The 20329-nt window shown below is 32.7% G+C and carries 21 protein-coding genes; 8 read left to right on the top strand and 13 right to left on the bottom strand.

Annotated elements, in window-relative coordinates; genetic code table 11:
- Positions 1-133 precede the first annotated feature (133 nt).
- Both KZH69_RS16325 and flxY read left to right on the top strand, forming a co-directional pair.
- Complete coding sequence (locus KZH69_RS16325; RefSeq protein ID WP_219318545.1) at positions 134-1795, top strand: C45 family autoproteolytic acyltransferase/hydrolase; 1662 nt, start codon at positions 134-136, stop codon at positions 1793-1795.
- The gene (gene flxY / locus KZH69_RS16320) at positions 1795-3093 is read left to right on the top strand and encodes a flexirubin biosynthesis putative acyl-CoA ligase FlxY (protein WP_219318544.1); all 1299 of its coding nucleotides are present in this window, start codon (positions 1795-1797) and stop codon (positions 3091-3093) included. Before KZH69_RS16325 ends, flxY begins: the two co-directional genes overlap by 1 nt.
- A gap of 13 nt (positions 3094-3106) precedes the next feature.
- Here the strand turns inward: flxY and KZH69_RS16315 are convergent, their stop codons facing one another.
- The 8 genes from KZH69_RS16315 to KZH69_RS16280 form a co-directional block, all read right to left on the bottom strand.
- Positions 3107-5440, bottom strand: coding sequence for an nSTAND1 domain-containing NTPase (locus KZH69_RS16315; RefSeq protein ID WP_219318543.1), 2334 nt, complete (start codon positions 5438-5440; stop codon positions 3107-3109).
- 2 nt (positions 5441-5442) lie between these two features.
- The gene (locus tag KZH69_RS16310; RefSeq protein WP_219318542.1) at positions 5443-6912 is read right to left on the bottom strand and encodes a toll/interleukin-1 receptor domain-containing protein; all 1470 of its coding nucleotides are present in this window, start codon (positions 6910-6912) and stop codon (positions 5443-5445) included.
- A gap of 18 nt (positions 6913-6930) precedes the next feature.
- A complete protein-coding gene (locus KZH69_RS16305; RefSeq protein ID WP_219318541.1) occupies positions 6931-7536 on the bottom strand; it encodes a hypothetical protein in 606 nt (201 codons plus the stop codon).
- A 93-nt stretch (positions 7537-7629) separates the two neighbouring features.
- Entirely contained in the window at positions 7630-8313 is a 684-nt protein-coding gene (locus tag KZH69_RS16300) for a DUF4062 domain-containing protein (protein ID WP_219318540.1), read from the bottom strand.
- 17 nt (positions 8314-8330) lie between these two features.
- Complete coding sequence (locus KZH69_RS16295) at positions 8331-8771, bottom strand: DUF4231 domain-containing protein (protein ID WP_219318539.1); 441 nt, start codon at positions 8769-8771, stop codon at positions 8331-8333.
- Positions 8772-9158: 387 nt separating this feature from the next.
- The gene (locus KZH69_RS16290) at positions 9159-9437 is read right to left on the bottom strand and encodes a hypothetical protein (protein WP_219318538.1); all 279 of its coding nucleotides are present in this window, start codon (positions 9435-9437) and stop codon (positions 9159-9161) included.
- Positions 9438-9921: 484 nt separating this feature from the next.
- Positions 9922-10158 (bottom strand): heavy-metal-associated domain-containing protein, encoded by a 237-nt coding sequence (locus KZH69_RS16285; protein WP_219318537.1) that lies wholly within the window; start codon positions 10156-10158, stop codon positions 9922-9924.
- Positions 10159-10408: 250 nt separating this feature from the next.
- Positions 10409-12823 (bottom strand): heavy metal translocating P-type ATPase, encoded by a 2415-nt coding sequence (locus KZH69_RS16280; protein ID WP_219318536.1) that lies wholly within the window; start codon positions 12821-12823, stop codon positions 10409-10411.
- 462 nt (positions 12824-13285) lie between these two features.
- Here KZH69_RS16280 and KZH69_RS16275 point away from each other — a divergent pair, with 462 nt between their 5' ends.
- The 5 genes from KZH69_RS16275 to KZH69_RS16255 all read left to right on the top strand — a co-directional run bounded on the left by KZH69_RS16275 (position 13286) and on the right by KZH69_RS16255 (position 16990).
- A complete protein-coding gene (locus KZH69_RS16275; protein ID WP_219318535.1) occupies positions 13286-13606 on the top strand; it encodes a hypothetical protein in 321 nt (106 codons plus the stop codon).
- 25 nt (positions 13607-13631) lie between these two features.
- Positions 13632-14210, top strand: coding sequence for a Crp/Fnr family transcriptional regulator (locus KZH69_RS16270; RefSeq protein WP_219318534.1), 579 nt, complete (start codon positions 13632-13634; stop codon positions 14208-14210).
- 469 nt (positions 14211-14679) lie between these two features.
- On the top strand, positions 14680-15399 hold the full coding sequence (locus KZH69_RS16265; RefSeq protein ID WP_255558355.1) for a pirin family protein: 720 nt from the start codon (positions 14680-14682) through the stop codon (positions 15397-15399).
- Positions 15400-15452: 53 nt separating this feature from the next.
- Entirely contained in the window at positions 15453-15983 is a 531-nt protein-coding gene (locus tag KZH69_RS16260; RefSeq protein WP_219318532.1) for a YceI family protein, read from the top strand.
- Between the two features lie 125 nt (positions 15984-16108).
- The gene (locus KZH69_RS16255) at positions 16109-16990 is read left to right on the top strand and encodes a pirin family protein (RefSeq protein WP_219318531.1); all 882 of its coding nucleotides are present in this window, start codon (positions 16109-16111) and stop codon (positions 16988-16990) included.
- Between the two features lie 144 nt (positions 16991-17134).
- Here the strand turns inward: KZH69_RS16255 and KZH69_RS16250 are convergent, their stop codons facing one another.
- Positions 17135-17695 (bottom strand): AraC family transcriptional regulator, encoded by a 561-nt coding sequence (locus tag KZH69_RS16250; protein ID WP_219318530.1) that lies wholly within the window; start codon positions 17693-17695, stop codon positions 17135-17137.
- Between the two features lie 66 nt (positions 17696-17761).
- Positions 17762-18325: a DUF6642 family protein gene (locus KZH69_RS16245; protein WP_219318529.1), complete on the bottom strand. Its 564-nt coding sequence runs from the start codon at positions 18323-18325 to the stop codon at positions 17762-17764.
- 529 nt (positions 18326-18854) lie between these two features.
- Between KZH69_RS16245 and KZH69_RS16240 the strand changes: the two genes are divergently transcribed.
- The gene (locus KZH69_RS16240) at positions 18855-19265 is read left to right on the top strand and encodes a response regulator (RefSeq protein ID WP_219318528.1); all 411 of its coding nucleotides are present in this window, start codon (positions 18855-18857) and stop codon (positions 19263-19265) included.
- Between the two features lie 78 nt (positions 19266-19343).
- Here the strand turns inward: KZH69_RS16240 and KZH69_RS16235 are convergent, their stop codons facing one another.
- From KZH69_RS16235 to KZH69_RS20715, 3 genes are all read right to left on the bottom strand, one after another.
- Positions 19344-19559, bottom strand: a complete 216-nt coding sequence (locus tag KZH69_RS16235; RefSeq protein WP_219318527.1) for a hypothetical protein — start codon at positions 19557-19559, stop codon at positions 19344-19346.
- Between the two features lie 97 nt (positions 19560-19656).
- Complete coding sequence (locus KZH69_RS16230) at positions 19657-19944, bottom strand: helix-turn-helix domain-containing protein (protein ID WP_219318526.1); 288 nt, start codon at positions 19942-19944, stop codon at positions 19657-19659.
- Positions 19945-20007: 63 nt separating this feature from the next.
- Positions 20008-20178 (bottom strand): response regulator transcription factor, encoded by a 171-nt coding sequence (locus KZH69_RS20715; protein ID WP_219318525.1) that lies wholly within the window; start codon positions 20176-20178, stop codon positions 20008-20010.
- Positions 20179-20329 lie beyond the last annotated feature (151 nt).

Raw genomic sequence — 20329 nt, 5'->3', positions numbered from 1 at the left:
GCATGAAATCGTCAGACAACCGTGATAGCAATTGAAAATCATCGAATACCAAAACAAAATAGTAAACGATGCGATAAACACAAATGATGATCGTCTATATCATGATCCTTTAAAAAACAAATATTATCAACATATGAAAAAACATATTTGCTATATTGTTTTCCTCGTTTTTGCAGTTGCCTCTTGTGGCATCTCAAAATCGATACACCACCAACCCAAAATAGCAAGTTTTAATAACACGATTCCTGTTGTTGCCAAACAATCCAATACTGCTTTTTACACAGGCAATAATTTTTTGCTAAAAAATAAACATAATTTATGGGAACTCTATGTTGAAGGCGATCCACTGGAACGCGGTTTGGCTATTGGGAGTTTGACCGATTCTTTATTAAAAAAACAAGAGTATCTGTTTTTTGACAGAGTAAATGATTTGATTCCATCTAATTTTAAAAAAAGTGTAATGATTCGCTTTTTAAATTGGTACAATCGAAAGTTATATCTGAATGTGGATAATGAATTTCAAACCGAAATTTACGGTCTTTCACAATATGCACCAAAGGACTTAGCTTCTATAGCTCCCAATTTTTTAAGAGATATGTATTTACACGGCGCTCATGATATTGGGCATGCCGTTCAGGATTTGGCTATGGTCGGTTGTACTTCTTTTGCAGTTTGGGGAGATAAAACTGAAGAGGGGAATTTAATTTTGGGAAGGAATTTCGATTTTTATGTTGGTGATGCTTTCGCAAAAGATAAAATAGTTGCATTTATCAATCCAAGAGGGGGGTATCCGTTTATGATGTTAACCTGGCCAGGAATGATTGGCGTTTGTTCCGGAATGAATGCAGAAGGATTGACAGTAACAATCAATGCCAGCAAGTCTAAAATTCCATTAATTGCCAAGACACCTATTTCTATTTTGACACGGGAAATACTGCAATACGCCAGAACGCTTGACGAAGCGATTGCCATTGCCAAAAAGAAAAAAGTATTTGTATCCGAGTCAATTATGGTGGGAAGTGCCAAGGACAATAAAGCTATTCTCATAGAAATTGCACCCGATACTTTAGGAGTTTTTGATGTTTCAAATGGCAATCAGTTGGTTTGTTCCAATCATTTTCAAAGTGATATCTTTAAAAAAAACGAACGAAATAAAGACCAAATAAAAAATAGTCATTCCCAATATCGTTTTGATCGAATGACTCAGTTATTGGATGTAAATCCAAAAATAACTCCACAAATAGCTGTAGATATACTTAGAAATAAAGAGGGGATAAATAATTTGCCTTTGGGATATGGGAACGATAAAGCGTTAAACCATTTACTGGCTCATCACGGAATCGTATTTCAACCCTCAAAACGTTTAGTTTGGGTATCGGCAAGTCCTTATCAACTGGGTGAATTTGTCTGTTATGATTTGTCTGTTATTTTTGGAAAAAGAAAAATGAATGACATCATTGTATCCTTAGAAGATGAAAAAAAGAACATTGCCAAAGATCCTTTTTTGGAAACGGTTACCTATCAAAACTACGAAAAGTTTCGAATAGAGGACAAAAAAGTGGATCTGTTTTTGAAAAGGAAGGAGGATTTACCTCCAGATTTCATCGGATATTATCAATCTTTAAATCCGGATTATTGGGTTGTTTATTATAAAGCAGGGTTGTACTTTTATCAAAATAAAAAATACGTTTTGGCTCAAGAGCAATTTGAAAAAGCATTGACAAAAGAGATTAGTACCCTTCCTGAAAGAGAAGAGATTAGCAACTATTTAAAGAAAACAAAAAGAAAGCGATAATGATTCCAAAGATAGAAATAGCTACTGTAGCCGAAATAAAAACATTTCAGGAACAAAAAATGGTTGAACTTTTAAACTATGTGAATACCAATTCGCCTTTTTATAGTGCACTTTTTGTTAAAAATAATATTGATAGTACTAGTATAAAAACAATTGAGGATTTATCTCGATTGCCTGTTACTAACAAAGAAGATTTGCAAAAACACAATGATGATTTTCTATGTGTTCCAGTCCAAAAAATCATTGATTACGCCACAACATCAGGAACTTTGGGAGATCCTGTAACTTTTGGGTTAACCGACAATGATTTGGACAGATTGGCTTATAATGAAGCCATTTCGTTTGATTGTGCGGGTATAAAAGAAGGAGATATTGTGCAGTTAATGACTACCATTGACCGCCGTTTTATGGCAGGATTGGCTTATTTCCTTGGACTTCGAAAAATGAAAGTGGGAGTGATTCGTGTTGGTGCCGGCATACCAGAATTGCAATGGGATTCTATTTTAAAATACAAACCAACTTATTTAATTACCGTTCCTTCTTTTTTGTTAAAAATGATTGAATATGCAGAAAAACACAATATTGATTTCAATAATTCGAGTGTGAAAGGCGCAATTTGTATTGGAGAATCACTCCGAAATCAGGATTTCAGCATGAATGTGTTGTCCAAAAAAATAACAGATAAATGGAATATCAAGTTGTTTTCTACCTATGCGTCCACTGAAATGAGTACTGCATTTACTGAATGTGAACATGGTGTAGGAGGGCACCACCATCCCGAATTGATTATCGTTGAAGTATTGGATGAAAACAATAATCCTGTGAAGAATGGAGAATCTGGGGAATTAACTTTTACTACTTTGGGAATTGAAGCGATGCCGTTGGTTCGTTTCAAAACCGGTGATATTGTACAATTGCATACTGATCCTTGTTTATGTGGACGAAATACAGTGCGGGTAGGCCCCGTTATTGGACGAAAACAGCAAATGATTAAATACAAAGGTACGACTTTGTATCCGCCCGCTATGAATGATGTTTTAAATGATTTTGACAGCATAGAAAGCTACATCATCGAAATTACCACCAATGATTTAGGAACAGATGAGATTCTCATAAAAATTGCGGTTCAAAATCCAACACCGATTTTCTTGCAGGAATTAAAAGATCATTTCAGAGCTAAATTGCGTGTAACACCAAAAATCGAATTTACTACGAATGAAGCCCTAAAGCCTCTAATTTTTAATCCAATGAGCCGAAAACCCATTCATTTTTTTGATAATAGAAAGAGCATTGTTTAAGGTTTGCTGAACATTATTTTTCTAATAATGCCTGAATTTCATCCATATCTTTATTTGTAATACCTGCTTCTCTGAAATTTTTAAAATCATCTAAAAAAGCATCTTTAAAGGTTTTAATTTTATCGTCATAATTTAAATTTTTAAAAGGTTTATCTTTTAGACTTAAATACAGTTCTTTTGCTTCTTCATATCGATTATTGAACAAATAGGCATGTGGTAAGTTACCCTTTGCAGCGTCGTTATTAATACCATATCTTTTACTATATTTTATACTTTCATTAAAAAAATAAATCGTTTTTTCATATTGTTTGCATAATAAACTATAATAGCCCAAAGAGTTGTAATGTTCTGAAGTTTCTTTTTCTACTACATATTTATTAACCGGTTTCATTTTTAAATATTCCAAATCTAAAGCTACTAGATTTGAATAATATTCTAATAAAGTTTTATTATCATAAGTTCCATTACCAAAAGTTTCGTAAAAAGTGTTGTTATTAAAGAACTCATAATAATCTTTTATATTTGAATTGTTGGATAAGAAAAATTCTTTAAAATGACTGATTCCAGTTTTTTTAAAATAAATATTGGTTATTGCATATCTGATTTTTGGTGAATCTTCAATTTTTAGAATTCTTAAAAACACATTTTTAGCTTCCAATGGCTTTTTTTCGTCCAATAGTTGCTTTGCATAGACATAAAATGCGGGAATGGATTCTTTTCCATTTGTTTTTAGTTCAATTGTTAATTCATTTACAGAATCTTTATTATTGTTTAATTCTATTGATTTTTTATTTAATTCGCTTTTATTCTGATATAACATGAATGATAGAAGAATAATAAAAAATATACCAATTATATTAGCAATTTTCTTTGAATGTTTGACTTTTTCATTAAGTTCTTTTAACTGGTCACTTCTTTTTTTCTCCTCTTTTAATTGTATTTCAAGGTTTTCTGTTCTTTCTTTTTCTTCTTTTTCCTTTTGCAGTAATTCAACCCTTTTTTGATCTTCTAATACCGGTTTTATAAATCGATCATGACAAAGCTGATAAAACTTATCATTTCCCGAAGGCACTTCTCTAAGGAGCCCGGATTTTAGTAATTCAGACACAATTTTTTGATCTATTTCTTCGGTTTTGTTTTCAATAATCCAGCCAGAGTTTACGAGATCTCTTCGGTCATTTACAACCAGTACACTGATGATATTGTTTTTTTTATGCTCAAATTCAGCGTCACTAAGTTGCAGTTTGGCTTTTGCAGTCTCCCAGCAATTATTGTAAAATTCATTAATAATATCTCCTAATTGCGGAATGTCATCTTTGGTTACAACTAATGTTTCAGAATCAGTATTGGGATTTAATTTTGCTTTTTCAATAATATTTTTCTCTATTCTGGTAGCTATTATTTGAATCTGTATTGGGTCAACCAATCCTGTTTGTTTATCCGCAATTTCAGTAATTAAATTTTGTACTAACTCATTCGATTCAAATTTAAAAATGGGTGAAATGAAATCTCCTGGCACTGTAGCTGGTTTTGTCAAAGCATGACATGCATTCTGAAACGATAATGATTTTAATAAAAAATCATTTTTAAGAATATTGGGAAAATAATCTGATAATAAACTCATTGTCCCAAGTTTGTCTTCTCGTACTACAAAAATTATTTTTGCGTCAAGTGGCTTTTCGTAAAATTTAAAATTAGTATTGAATTCTTCTCTCTTTTCTTCTTCAAGATTTTCAATTAGAGCATTTTCAGAAGCTATTTTTTTTATCTCTTCATAAATAGGTTTAGGGATTTCAGAATTTAATAGTTCGGCTAATTCTTTTTTAAAAGAAGTAATTGTTTCTGTTGGGTAGCCTTGTAATTCTTCAAATTGGTCGAATATTAATAGCAATTTTAATTTTTTAGTGGCTAATTTTTTTGCAATACACCACAATGAATTTGTGTTTGTTTTTTCTAAATAAGGAAGCTCAATTTTATTTAATTCTGGAAACGAATTTTCAATTTTTGAAATAGTGTCGTTAATTAGTATTTTAGTATCAAGGGGCTGTTTTTTAGTGTCATTAGCTTTGTTAATGGAATCAAACCGAATTGTAATAGGATAAAATAGGAATTGGTTGTGTTCCAGTTTAATCGATTCATTTTGTTTTTCTTCTAATAGAGGTAAAAAGCCAGCTTGTATTAAAGAGCTTTTTCCGTTACCAGATTCAGCATGCAAAACAAGTGTTCTACTTAGCATTACTTGAGTATAGAATTCATTTGTGTCTTCTTGTCTTCCACAAAATATATCTTTGTCTTTTTTTGTGAAATAATTTACCCCAGGATATCGATAGTTGTTGTTGTTTTCCATGATTATTGCTCTTGCATTTTACTGAACACATTGCTTAAAAATTGTTCGAATTCTGGTTTTTTAGTGTCGTTGATAGTATATTCAGAAGGGGCTATAAGATCATTTTTTTTATTTACATCGGTATATGCTAATTGAAGATGCACTTGATCTTTAATTTCGGCTATGAAAGTGTCTATAAATCGATAAATCTTTACATAATCATCGTAATTACCGTTTCCTAATTTTGTTGGATCATTCAAAATGGTTTGGCATTCATTGAACCAATAATCCTTGTATTTTTTTATACTATCTTTCGAATGAATATCGGCATCGTCCATTACGATAGTGTATATTCTTTTATCATTATCCATATAGGTTTGCATTCGATAGGCTTCAATCATGCAAAAAATTGAGGTTAAATATTTATGGCTAATCACGCGAATTACCGTTTTTCCCACTCCAATATGGGTCATAAAGGAATCTATGCTATCACCATATTTAAGATCATTTCGGTCTCTAAAAAGTTGGTATATATTATTTTGATTGTTTGTGTTAAATTGTTTCTCGATGTAATTGACAATGTTTTCGCGTTCAATATTGCTATCGTCTTTTCGTGCATAAGAAATAAAAGTACTATAAGCTCCATTGGGGTTTTTTGGCCTCAAATATTGTATGTTTTTATCTTTTTGAATACTTTCAATGTTCCTAATTATATTCTGAATGCATTGCATCGGATTCTGCGAAGTAAACTTCATGTCAAAAGAATTATTCATGATTATGGAGACATTTTCATTTTCAATTATATCAATTGAACTGATGTTTGTTTTTACATCTTCTTGGGATTTTATTATAAGTTTATGACATAATAGTTGATATTGCCACGAATCAAATTTAAAACCTAAAAAAATAAAACTGTTTGCAGTCTCGTTTAAAAAAAGTTCAATATTATCGGGTAATGATTTTTTTGGCAATAGGAACTCAATGGTTTGGTATAATTTTTTATGTGTTAGTATAAGAGATTGTTCTACATCGATGGTACCAAATATATTATAGATTACAGGTATTTCTTTTGAAGGAATGGGTATTAAGGAATTAAATTCGGTTTTAGAATCTTTTGTGAAATGACCTTCTGCAAATGGAATTCCTTTATTTTTGTAAATTTTGTTTATTGCTTTATCAGGATTTACATTAATAATTAACGGAAATGGAATTCTGGAAATCATTTCTATAAGGGCGGGGTCACCTACTTCTTCATAATATTTTATTACTTTGTCTTTTACGGTAAAACAGTCAGATTGGTCATAAAAGTAAAAGAGATTTTCGGAATCAAAATACTTACTTTTTTTAGGTAAAATGTCTCTGAAATAGTTTTTGTATCCAATTCCATCTTTATTAATCACCAATTCTGGTCCTAATATCAAAACACATTGTCCTACAGGAGATGTAATTTGCCGTGCTATTGTGGTGTATGCATTTTCTATTTCTGTAGTCATTTTTATTTATTTTATTAATTATTTCCCTACCCAAATTTCCAATTGATTTTTTGGAGATATTAAATTCATATACTGAACTTTAAATTTCATTCCAATAGTTTGTTCAGCTATTTCGGCTACTTTAATTGCTTTTTCCTTATCGTTTGGATAAAAATAGCGAACACTGGATTTGAATATAATTTTCATGTTCTGTTCTTTTGCAATAGTGTATTTTTTTTCTGAAAACACTTCTTTTAATTGATGAGATTGCTTTAAATAACCATCCATATATTGAATGTATAATGTGTATTCATTAGTGTTTAGAGGAATATTGTTTGAAGTTTCAGGATGTTCAAGTTCTTCTTTTTTAAAATATTTAGCTGTTCTATTTAAAGACAATGAATCTTGTTTTAGTTTTGAAACAGCTAGATTTAGTTTTTTATTTGCCTCATTCAAACTTGTATTTAGCTTAGAGATATTTTCTTCGTTTGATTTGATTATTTTGTTTTGATTATGTGCATAAAGTCCTAAGCTTATAATTACAATGGCAAAAAGGGAAAAAAAAATGGCCGCCACAAGAGTTATTTTTTTTTGTTTCTTTTCATTTTCTATGAAATATTCGAGTAAATCAGTTTCTTTTTTCATATGTCGATATTTATTGTTTTTTATTGGTCATATGTAGTTTGCATATCATCATTGTTATTTATGATCAATTTACAGCCATGCTCATTTCATGAATTATGATTTAAAAGTTGTCATTGCTGTGGGGAATATTACGTTTTTCAATACAAATAAAATGATGCAGGAAAAGAGCAAAGGAATTAGTAATGTTATGAGTATATTGTATTCGGATTCTTTTGTAAGGGAGTAGGTGATATAAGATGCAATAATGCCTATTAAACCAAGTATAGAGGCAAGGATGATATAAAATTTACGATCATTTGTTGCGTTTCCTATTGGTTGCTGTAACAAATAACTCATACATTTTAAAAATTTATTTTCGAATGATTGTAGATCTGAATATTCGTGAGCAGGTAAACCTTGCATTTTTAGTTTGAATGCATTGTATTTTTCTACATTATCACAATCTGTTTGGACAAAGTTTTTGTTAATAAATCGAAAAACACGTTTGCCATTTTTCAAGGCAGTTTCATATTCGAGTTCCGTATATGTTTTATCTGAATTTGGAACATTCGTGCCCACACGGTTTCCAAGAATTAATAAGTAAACATCACTTTCTTTCACTTCATTTAAACAGTCATCAACAAAAGGAACGTTTTTACCACTATCATACATATATTCCATTATTCTGCTTAGTTCAAAGGATTCTGAAAATTCACTTTCAAACTCTTTTATAACTAAACCTCTAAAGGATTCAAGGTCTTTAAAAGTTGATGATATATAAACTTTGCTTTTTGTCATTGTCCTAGAAACATTAGTTATTTATTTTCCGTTTCTTTTCCTGATTTGATGGTTTCCAACCATTGGCTGTTTTCATTTTTTAGCAGCCCTTCAATAGATTCCACAAAAAGTGAATCTTTTTCCGTGTTGTTTTTGTACTTTCCTGCTTCAGCAATGTAGAGTTGCTTTTCACTTTGCAATAATTCGGACATATAGCGGTACTGAATCCAGTTTTCCTTAAATCGAAAAATCCCATTAATATTGACTAAAATCGCCATTAATACGGATAGAACACCAATTGCTATTTTGATAATAATATTGTCTTTATCCATGTAAGCCGTTAGAGCTGGAATAATGGCAGCCGAAATGGTTAGGACAACTTTAGTAGTCATATAATAGAATTTATTATTGCCACTGTTTTTGTTGTACCATGTTATTTGGTCGTTTACTCTTTCTTTTAGGTATTGTTCTGATTGCATATTATATCTATTTTTGTTTTTAGGACTTGAATAATAAATTTAATTTTTAATTAGAGAGTTAATCTTAAATATTTTATCAGACTTGGAATGAAATTCGAAAATTCTTAAAGAACAATGGCACTTGAGATTTGCCTTTTTTTATAAAAAAAAATAATTTACAAAGAAATTATATGTTAAAAGTAATAATTTTTAACATATGTAAATTAAAAACACCTACTTATTTGTGTAAATAACAATTCTGAATGTGATGGTTTACAGTTGTTTAGTTTCTTGAAGTACACTATATGATGATTTTTTTAAACCAGATATTCAATTGAAGCCAGGTTACTAAAATCATTTTTATACTACGTTTATTTAATACACTTTCAATGGTAATAAGGGTTTATGTTAACGGTATTGCTTTTGTATAAACGGATAAGTATTATCGCCCATTATGCGGTTTACAATTTCTTCCGGATCAATTCGGTTACGAGTTTGGGTTAGATTGGCCGAAAAGTTTGTCATGTAATTATGGGCTTGTATTATGAGGTAATCAGAAAGAGTCGGCGGATCATAATACCAAATGGAACTGTTAGATAATGGATTTTGACTGTTCTCTTTTGACGGGAAGCTATGCCCATAGGATTTCATAGTGGGATGACTGTGTATGTCTGCAAAATATTTCATGGCTTTACTATTTAAGAATTTATTCTACTGATAGTTTTTTGCTTTTATACCAATTTTTTATGCTTATTTTTTTATAAATAGTAAGCCGTTGGGCGTAATTAGTTTTTGATGATAATTTTTCGTCAGGTCGAGTGATTTTCGTTAGAAAATCTTATCGAGAACAAGAAAAATTTTATTAGAAACGATTCGCAATACATTTTTTATTGCGTTTTATCCACAAAAAACACTCGAACTGACGTTTTAAATAATCATGCCCAACAGTCTAAATATTAATTAAAAGTAGAAATTTTTTATCTATTTATAAAATGTTATTCATTAAGAATGAGGTTGTTATGTTTTATGGCTATTAGGAGTGAATAATAACATATTGTGGCACATAAAGGAACAACATTGAATCCACTACGAATGAAGCCCTTAAACCTCTAATTTTTAATCCAATGAGTCGAAAGTTCATTCATTTTTTTGATGATAGAAAAATGGTTCTTTAATCTATAGTCTCAATTTTATAACCCGCTTTTTGAACCGTATCTATAATTTCGCCTTCTGAAATACCATTGGAGGTTACGGATAGAATTTTGTCATTGTTTGCGGTGTCGACAGACCATTGGCTAATGCCTTTTACAGCATTTAGAAAGGGTGTTACAGTTGCAACACAACCACCACATTTTATATTTGTTTTGAAATGAAATGTGGTTTCTTTTTCGTTTAAATTAGTGTTCATTTTTGTTAGATTTATTTGTTGTTTTTAACTTTTTATTGCCCAATAGAAAATTATTTCACGAAGTTTCACAAAGTAGCTCCAAGATTCACGAAGATTAACTGTTTTCTTAATGTATTATTATAAAAAACTTTGTGATTCTTCGTGTGTCCTTTGCGAGTCTTTGCGAAAAAAATATCTAATGCAGATTCCTAGTTTTATCGTTTCATCATTATGGAAGCTAGTCGCTATTTGCTAGTCACTAATGGCTAAATTATTTTTTCCATTTTAATCTTAGGCTGTTACTCACCACACTTACGCTGCTCAACGCCATCGCTGCTCCGGCAATCATGGGATTCAACAGGAATCCGTTGATGGGATATAAAATTCCCGCGGCTATCGGAATACCGATGATATTATAAAACAAGGCCCAAAACAGGTTTTGTTTTATTGTCGCTACAGTTTGTTTGGAGAGTGTAATGGCTTCGGGAATTTTACTGAGGTCAGATGAAATGATGGTCATTTTGGCCACATCCATCGCAATATCACTGCCTTTTCCCATCGCAATGCTCACATCGGCTTGTGCCAAAGCGGTACTGTCATTAATTCCGTCTCCAACCATTGCTACAATTTTCCCTTCACTTTGCAATTGTTTTACAAAAGCAGCTTTTTGTTCAGGCAACACTTCGGCTTTATAGTTGGTAATACCTGTTTTTTTAGATATTGCTGCGGCTGTAGCTTCATTATCTCCCGTAAGCATATAAACTGTTATTCCTGATTTTTGCAATTGCTGAATGGCAGCTATAGACGTTTCTTTAATTTTATCAGCAATGGCAATTACAGCTATCGCTTGGCTACCGTCCGAAAACCAGATAACCGTTTTTGATTCGGCGCTCCATTCATTGGTTTTTGCAATAAGTTCATCCGAAAGGGGTATGTTTTTTTCCAGTAATAACTTTTTATTACCAACCAAATACGTTTTACCTTCTACTGTTGCTGCAACACCTTTTCCTGTAATACTTTCAAAGTGCTCTAAAGCAATGCTGCTATTGTCATCAAAGTGTTTGATTACGGCTTCCGCCAAAGGATGTTCGGATTGTTTTTCAATGCTGACCAAAATTTGTTTTAGAAGCCCACTTTCGTCCATCCAATGCGAATCAGTTACAATTGGTTTACCTTCGGTAATAGTACCCGTTTTATCCAGAACAACGGCATTCACTTTTTGTGCCAATTCCAGACTTACCGCATCTTTAATCAATATTCCGTTTTCGGCACCTTTACCAATTCCGACCATAATCGCAGTGGGAGTCGCCAAACCTAAGGCACACGGACAAGCAATCACCAAAACGGTAGCAAAGGCTATCAAACCTTGGGAAAATCCGTTTTCCCCGCCTAAAAGAATCCATGAAACAAAAGCAATAATCGCAATCAAAATTACTATTGGAACAAAAATACCCGCTATTTTATCGACCAGTTTTTGTACAGGCGCTTTACTTCCTTGGGCTTCCTGCACCATTTTGATGATGCTGGCCAGCATTGTTTCGGAACTTACTTTCTCGGCACGGAATTGAAAACTTCCTTTTTGGTTAATCGTTCCGGCATACACCTTTTCATTCTCCTTTTTTAAGAGCGGAACAGGTTCGCCGCTCAGCATGCTTTCGTCTACGTAGGAGTTTCCTTTGGTTACCATTCCATCCACAGCGATTTGCTCTCCTGGTTTTACAAGAATAATATTTCCGTGCTTAACTGTATCAATCGGTATCGTGGTTTGTTGTTCATCACCAGTAATTATTGTTACGGTTTTGGGTTGTAACCCCATTAGTTTTTTAATGGCAGTAGAAGTGTTTCCTTTGGCTTTTTCTTCCAATAATTTCCCTAGCAGTATAAACGTAATGATTACCGCTGCTGCTTCAAAATAAACGTGGGAGTGCAAACCTTTTTCGTGCCAAAAATGTGGAAACAAAGTATTAAATACACTAAAAATATACGCTACACCTGTTCCTAAAGCCACCAACGTATCCATATTAGCTGAACGATGTTTGGCTTGTTTCCAAGCATTAATATAGAAGTTTTGACCAAACCAAACGACCACCGGGGTCGATAAAACCCACATGATTTCATTGGCGTAGGGAATATCCATAAAAAACATTCCAATGATCACCACAGGAACTGTTAGCAATCCCGCCCAAAGCGTTTTCAGTTTCAATTGGTTGAATTTTTTTTCATGAATTTCTTCCAGCGTTTCTTGCTCTTTATTGTCCTCTTCTATAAACAAATCATAACCAGCTAGCTGAACTGCTTTCTTGATTTCGGCTATAGAAATCATATTAGGCAAGTATTCTATTGCCACAGTTGCAGTTGCAAAATTGACCGATGCGCTAACGATTCCGGGTTGAATTTGAACGGCAGTTTCTACCCCAATCGCACAAGAGGCGCAACTCATCTCTAGAACGGGAAAGGTTTTCTTTACCGTTGTCACGCCATAACCCAAATCCCGAATCGCACTGACTGCTTCCGGCAATGCTTCGGGTTTCGAAGTCGTAATCACGGCTCTGTTGTTGTTGAGTTCCACTGTATGGGAATCGATGCTTTTTATTTTTCCCAGGCCGTTATCGATGATAAGTGCGCAATGTTCGCTCTCGACATCTTCCAGCGGAATGTAAAATATAGTATTTATTGGAGTTGCCATTTTTGTATTTCTTTTAAATTATAGTACAAAGTTCAGCAGATAATCTTCTAATAAGTTATAGATTCTTGTGAAAGAGTTGCAAGACTTTGGTGGGTTTCAATTTGGGCATGACCTCGTTGTACAACATTTGGTTAGATAACATCAATTTTAGGCAACGAGGTCGGGCGCTACACTGTATTCCCGATTAACAAAAACTACGGCAAAAAAGCCTTGTTTTTCTAAACCGGGAGATGCCGTTGCGATCCCTCATGCAAATCCGTTTTCATAAGAGGATTTTTTGAATTTATATAATCTTACCTCAAAATTATTAAATGATAAAAACAATTTCCATACAATATTCCGATTCTGTTTTTGCAATACAACAAATAATTAACACGGAAAAGAAAAGAATCGTCCCTTTCTTGAACTAGATTAAGAGATGCTTCTTAAATTTAGGCTAATTTTGTATTTTAAATGCGTAACATGAAAAAATTAAAGTTTTTGGTAATAGGTAAAAATGAAGCCATCCTCGAGGTGCTTGTCCGTTTGCTAAATACAGAGAAAGATTGGACAGCCGAAGGTTTTATGGATGAAAATCAGGCATTGTCAGTTTCCGATTTTTCTAAGTTTGATATACTTTTATTGAGTTGCGGAATTGAAGAAACCATAGAACAATTGATTCGGGAAAAAGCAATCGAATTAAATCCAACTCTAATTATCATTCAGCATTACGGTGGAGGAAGCGGCTTATTGAAAAATGAAATACTATCCGCTTTAGCCGAATCGGGACGACAAATTTTGTAGCAATCCAACTTTAAATCAGTTTTTTATGTTTGAAGCCATAAATAAAAACGTTAGCAAATTTGCCTCTTTTACTCAAGGGGAACTAGAACAATTCAATTCTTTATTGAAATATCAAAAAATTCCAAAGAAGACATATTTGCTGCAAGAAGGAGAAATTTGCAATTTTGAAGCCTATATCGTTAAAGGTTGTATTCGCAGCTATTTTATTGATGCCAATGGTTTTGAAGTGATTCTTCAGTTTGGAATAGAGGATTGGTGGGTTAGTGATATTGCCAGTTTCAATGATAAGAAACCTAGTAAAATGTATATTGAAACAATGGAAGATTGCGAACTCTTTGTTCTTACGGATACCAACAAAGAAGAGCTGTTGCATAAAGTTCCCAAATTCGAGCGCTTTTTTAGATTGATAGTCCAAAAGAACCTTTCTGCTACTCAAAACCGATTGATTAATACGATGGCCAAATCGGCTCCTGAAAAATATCTTGAGTTTATCAAATTATATCCTACCATATCCCAAAGGGTAGCTCAGCATTATATCGCTTCTTACTTGGGAATTTCTGCAGAGTTTTTGAGTAAAATCAGAACAAAGATTTCCAAACAATAAATTTATTTGCATAATGATTGACTTCCCATTGAGCTTTGGTTTTATGGGGAGTTTTTTTTTGAGTTTGATTTTCTTGAAATAGTTCAATGCACAGCCATTGAAATCATCAGAACTTTGCCTTGTTCTTTGAAAGTAAAAGTTTAGAATAAGAGATTTTTTCTTGAACTAGTTCAATGCACAGGAATTAGAATCGTCAGAAATTTGCCTTGTTCTTTGATAGTAAAAGTTTAAAACTAATAAAGAATTTTTCTTGAACTAGTTCAATGCTTTGGGTTTCGAAAAGAGAGAACTTTGTACTATAAAATTATAAAAGATGGACAGAAAAGAATTTATAAAAAAAGGCTTATTTGGAACAGGAATGTTTGCAGCAACAGCCGCACTTGGAAATATAGTTGATAATGATATTGATGAAATCAAAAAACCGGAAATTTTAGGTTTCAATCACATTCAAAATACAGATTCAAAGATTATGGAAAATTCTATCTTACATAAAGCCGATACCAGAGGTTTTGCCAATCACGGTTGGCTAGAAAGTCATCATACTTTTAGTTTCGCTAATTATCACAATCCAGAACGAATGCATTTTGGTGTTTTAAGAGTGCTTAATGATGACAGAGTGGATGCAGGAATGGGTTTTGGAACACATCCACACGATAATATGGAAATCATCAGCATTCCTTTGGAAGGTGATTTGGAACACAAAGACAGTATGGGGAATTCGACTGTAATCAAAAATGGCGATATTCAGGTGATGAGCGCCGGAACAGGAATTTTTCACAGTGAATACAACAAGAATCAAGATAAGTTAGTGAAGTTTCTTCAAATATGGGTATATCCCAATAAAAAGAATGTTACACCAAGATACGATCAGATCACATTAGATCCGAACGCTCGTAAAAATAAATTTCAGCAAATTGTATCACCTAATCCCGATGATGAAGGCGTTTGGGTTCATCAAGACGCTTGGTTTCATTTGGGAAACTTTGAAAAAGGAATTACCACAGCATACAACATCAAGAAAAAAGGGAATGGTGTCTATGCTTTCATTCTTAAAGGAGAAGCTACTATCGAAAACCAAAAACTGGAGAAAAGAGATGGTTTTGGTATTTGGGATACAAACACATTCACAGTTACAGCAAATACAGATGATACCGAAATCTTACTGATGGAAGTACCAATGATTTTATAATAAACAACAACAAATATTAAAAATAATAACAAACCTTTAAAAAATAAATTAAAATGGCAAAATCAACTTGGGCAATTGACCCTACACACTCCGAAATTGGATTTAAAGTAAAACACATGATGTTCACTAATGTATCTGGTAAATTCAATACATCAGAAGTAACAATCGAAAACGAAGACAATCAATTTGAAACTTCAAAAATTAATTTTTCTGCTGATGTAAATACAGTAGACACGAACAATGGAGACAGAGACAATCACTTGCGAAGTGCAGACTTTTTTGATGTTGAAAAATTTCCAAAGTTGTCTTTCGTAGGGACTTCTGTAAAAAAACTGAACGAAGGTCTTTATCAAATAGATGGAGATTTAACCATTAAAGACGTAACAAAAAGCGTGTCTTTGGAAACGGAATATAGTGGAGTAATGACAGATCCATGGGGAAATACTAAAGCAGGGCTTTCTATAACAGGAAAAATTAACCGTAAAGATTTTGGCTTGACTTGGAATTCCACACTTGAAACTGGAGGAGTTTTGGTTGGAGAAGAAATTAAATTGAATGTTGAAATACAATTAATCAAGCAATAAGTTTTTATTGTCTATTTCAAACCGTAAAAATTAATCTTTTTGCGGTTTTTTTTGTTTAATTTAGGATTGTCTTTTGATAGAGACTATTTCGTTCCTCAAGATTTTAATTCTCAAATAATATAGTCATGTCAAACATTGGATTAATCATAGAAGAAAGAGCGGCCGATATTGGAAATTTTTTGGTGGGAAGATTGTTACCCTTTCGAGAAAAGCGAGCCGTAGGACCTTTTGTTTTTTTGGATCATATGGGGCCTGCAAAACTGAAGGATTACCAAAACTTAGATGTTCCGCCTCATCCTCACATTGGGTTATCGACACTCACGTATTTGTTTGAAGGAGCAATATTGCATCGCGACAGTATTGGCACCGAAATGGAAATTACTCCTGGAGCTGTCAATTGGATGACCGCTGGAAAAGGAGTAGTCCATTCCGAGCGAACACCCGAGCGTTTGAGAACTACCGATAAAAGCCTTCACGGTTTACAAATTTGGGTGGCCTTGCCCAAAGCAATGGAAAATATAGAACCATCTTTCTTTCATATAGAAGCCAAAGACATACCCGAATGGCAACAAGACAATGTCACGATAAAACTCATAGCGGGAGAAGCTTTTGGAAATAAATCACCAGTTCCTGTTTACAGTCCGTTATATCTTATTGAAATCAAAAGCACTGACCGAGCCACACTGAATATTGGTAAAGACCTGTTCGGAGAAAGCGCTTTGTATATTTTAGAAGGCGAAATTAAAAATGACGGAAACACTTATGGGGCAAAGCAAATTTTGGTTGCCAAGGAAAGCAGTCTTTGTCAATTTGAAATGAGTGAAAATAGCACAATCTATATTTTTGGAGGTGAACCTTTCCCTGAAGAGCATTTTATCTATTGGAATTTTGTTCATTCGGATAAAGCCGTAATTGAAAAAGCCAAACAGGATTGGATGGACCAAAAGTTTCCAAGAGTTCCCAACGAAACAGAGTTTGTGTCCTTACCACAACCTAAAATTAGATGAGTATTTTCTTTAATGTAGAGCTTGGAATTTATTGTAATCAATGATAATATTGTAAATAAAAATGAACTGAAAAAACTTTTGTCAGTTCCTTTTTATTGCAATTGTCTTTGTTTTTAATGTATTGATAATCAGTGTTTTGATTAGTTATACTTCATCCAAAGATTTTCTACCTCCCAATCGGATGTTTTTAAAATGACTTGGCGAAAGTCCAGTAACTTTTTTAAACTGATTACTGAGATGGGCAACACTGGAATAATTCAGCTGGAATGCAATTTCGCCTAAAGACAATTCTTTGTAAGCCAATAATTCTTTGACGCGTTCTATTTTTTGGGCAATAAAGTATTTTTCGATAGTGGTTCCTTCAATTTCAGAGAAAAGATTGGAAAGATAGAAATAATCGTGATACACCTCTTGGCTCAAATAATCCGATAAGGTAATTTTCAAATCATTGTTTTGTTCATGGATCAATTCAATAATTAGCGATTTTATTTTTTCGATGTATCGGCTTTTTTTATCATCGATTAATTCAAAACCCAATTCTTTGAGGACCTGATCCAATTGTTCCTTTTCTGATGTGTTCAAATCTTTGTCAATGGTAACTTCTCCCAATTCGACTTTTTGCGTAGTTATGCCAAGTTTTTCCAATTCTGCTTTGACTACCATTTTGCAACGGTTGCAAACCATATTTTTGATATAAAGAATCATTGTTTTTGAAATTTAATAAAAGTAAAGATACTTTAAATAGGATCATTTTTAGACCAACAAGGTAAACTAATAATACAACCTGAAATCAAGTAACTTACAAAGTGCATAATGTTTTTGATGCAATTTCTCCACAATTTCCACAACATCATCTAGTTCTTGGCATAGGCTAAAGAAAGCTTTGTCGATAGTACTGCAACTCGCTATTTTATTGTATTTTGAACCATAACCAGAAATAGCGTATGCTCCCGTAATGGCTAAGAAATATTGTGATTCTTCCTCGTCTAAGTCCAATATTTTTGCATTGGCAAAATGAATGATTTTACCTTTCATTTTGCCTTCAAAAATTTCAGCTATTTCTTTTAAACTGTAGTAATAGTTATTGAGACAAATGTTGTTTCTCTGCCCAGGCATTACCAAATAAATGATTTCATAATCGGTAAAATTATGGTCATGATAGAGTAAAGCACTTAAGCTGTCTTCCAATCCTTCAATGGTGTCGCAGGTTTTATAAATACTTGCAATGCCTAGTTCCATAGCTAATTGTTCTAAATTTTTGACCACTTCGGTAGTGGTGCTAGTTTCTACGTCGGGAACAGCTTCGAGGCAGAAAATAAATTGATCGGAATTCATACGTTATTTTATTTTAATCCATGTTGACCTCGTATAATGCATGAATCAAAAGTATAAAATAATAGGGTATCAAGAATTATTAAAAATGGCTAAATGCGTATTTTTATCAATTGATTTAAGCAGTAAGGAAATTTTTTTAACTGAAAGAAAAGAATTGAAAAAGATTAATAGTGTCTTACTTGTAATTTTTTTTTCATGTTTTATGCTTTTTTTTTCTTTATAATTGAAATATCACCCAAAGTGGGTATTGTGGTAACCATTTAAAAGTATTAATTTACATGTTATCAAAATACAGTAAGAGGTATCCTAGTTTAGATATTCCTAAAAAATGAAATAAAGTTTAATACTAGTTTTTTTTATTTAAATAATTAATTGGTAAAGTGGTGTGTAGCCATACGTTTAGGGTAACAAAATTGAAATAGCATTGTTGCACCAATAAGGATATTGGGGTATTTTGGAGGTTGGGTAAAAGTTTGGGTATGGTGTGTTAAATAGAGTTGAGAAACAGAATTTAAAATCAAATTTTAAAATGGATTTAATTAGCTCTGTCGAAAAATATAAAGATTTTATTGTTGTGGATGATGATGCCGTTAGCAATCTTATTTGCCGAAAAGTCATTCATCATGTTTTTCCTAAAGCAGAAGTGCAAGCATTTAGTAATCCCGAAAAAGGACTCAGTTATATCAAGTCCTTTTATTTTGAGTCCAGCGAAAAAATAGCAATACTTCTTTTAGATATTAATATGCCGATACTCTCGGGTTGGGATTTCCTAGAAGAATTTGAGAATTTTGACACCCGTATAAAAGATCAATTAAAAATTTATATGCTTTCGTCTTCAGTTGACCAGTTGGATAAGGACCGCGCAGCTAAAAACAAAAATGTTTGCGGTTATATTGAAAAACCAATTACATGGGAAATTCTGGCGAATTTATTATTGTAGTCATACACTTTACTATTTTTTTCAGTTGCAGTAATATCCAAAATAAATTTTCTATAGGGCTGTAAACCAGATTCGTTTTTATAAATTTCCATAGTTCTTCCTGAAAAAAGTTTCTATAACCTTAGCAGCATAATTTATACATTCTAATTTTTGATTAAGTACATAAATATAATCATGAACAAGACCATATTGTAGTTGCTGATTTTGAGCATCTGGATTTTTTGCAATCGCTATCTTTTTTTGTAAGTTAAAAATTGAATTTTCTACGCCAGCGATTTCTCCTGTTGGAATCAAAAAATCATCTATGGGAGTATAATGTGCTGCGGTGTCAAGATTATTTATATTAACTATTTCCTTCTTTTTTAAATTGTGATGGTGACTTGCCGAAAAATTAGGAAAAACTGCTTGAAAAATACGATTGCGAATTACTTCCTACAGCATAAGCGACTTCATAGGTTTTAAGATCTGTCGTAGTTAGCAAAGTAGCGGCATGATTCATACGGATACTTCGCACTAAGTCTACGGGTGTTTGATCTATAATTCCTTTCATTTTGCGATGTAGTTGTGCTCGGCTTATTTTCAATTCATCACTTATCATTTCAACACTAAGTGCCGGATTATCCATATTTTTCTTTATTATATCAAACATCCTCTCCATCAAACGTTCATCTGCCGACATCAGAATACCGCTTTCCACTTCCCATTTAATAGAGTTACTGAATTTTTCTTTTAGCTTTTGACGTTAATTAAGCAAATTTCGAATTTGAGTTTTCAGCAAATCCATATTAAATGGTTTTGTGATATAGGCATCTGCTCCTAAATCGATTCCTAAAATTTGATCTTCTAATTCTGATTTTGCAGACAGAATAATAATTGGAACATGACTTGATTCTATATTGGTCTTTAGACACAAAGGAAATTACTGGAACAACACAGTAGCAGAAAGCTTTCTTAAATCCTTGAAAACTGCTTATATTTATGGAAAGAGACTCATTTCTAAAGTACAAATGAAATTGGAAATCTTTGGATATAGTGAAATTTGGTGCAACAGAAAATAGGGATAC

The sequence above is a fragment of the Flavobacterium taihuense genome, assembly GCF_019351435.1.
Taxonomy (GTDB): domain Bacteria; phylum Bacteroidota; class Bacteroidia; order Flavobacteriales; family Flavobacteriaceae; genus Flavobacterium; species Flavobacterium taihuense.
The sequence above is the reverse complement of the archived record's forward strand: the minus strand, read 5'-3'. Positions and strand labels throughout refer to the sequence as shown.